Annotated in this window: 1 pseudogene; it reads right to left on the bottom strand. The window is 62.3% G+C overall.

The features are described 5' to 3' along the window. Positions 1-665 (bottom strand): annotated as a pseudogene (locus ACOQFP_RS00020) (IS3 family transposase); the annotation flags it as partial.

Raw genomic sequence — 665 nt, 5'->3', positions numbered from 1 at the left:
CAGGTCTTTGATGGCGCAGAGGTAGAGCTTGCCTTCGTCGGTACGGTGCTCGGTGATGTCGGTCAGCCAGATCTGGTTGCGTTCCTGTGCGGTGAATTGGCGGTCGACGAGATCGTCGTGGACGGGCGGGCCGGCTTTCTTGTTCAGGCCGCGCTTCTTGGAGAACACAGACCACAGCCGTTCCTGTGAGCACAGTCGTGCGACTCTGTTCTCGCTGGCGGTGATGCCGCGGTCCGGCAGTTCGTCGGCGATGAAGCGGTAGCCGAATGCCGGGTCGTCGGCGTGGATTTCACGAGCGATGTTGATCAGATGCGCATCGTCCCAATCACGTTGTGTGACTGGTTTTTTCTTCCATTTGTAGAACGCTTGGGTGGAGAATCCGAGCACCCGGCAGGTCACTGTGACGGGTACCCCGTCGGCAGCAAGGTCGAGGACCAGCGGTGGGGGCACCTCCCGCTTGCGGGGGAAGATCATTTTGGGTTGACATCCCGGGACAGGTAGGCGACCGCACGGCGCATGACCTCTGCTTCTTGCTCGAGGAGCTTGATCCGTTTGCGGGCCTCCCGTAGCTCGGCGGACTCGTCCAAGCCGGCCGGCGTCGTGCCTCGTTCGATGCCGTCGTCGCGGTCGGCGATCTTCAGCCACCGATGCAGACAGCCCTCGGA

Source organism: Rhodococcus sp. MALMAid1271, assembly GCF_049195265.1.
Classification (GTDB): domain Bacteria; phylum Actinomycetota; class Actinomycetes; order Mycobacteriales; family Mycobacteriaceae; genus Rhodococcoides.
The sequence above is the reverse complement of the archived record's forward strand: the minus strand, read 5'-3'. Positions and strand labels throughout refer to the sequence as shown.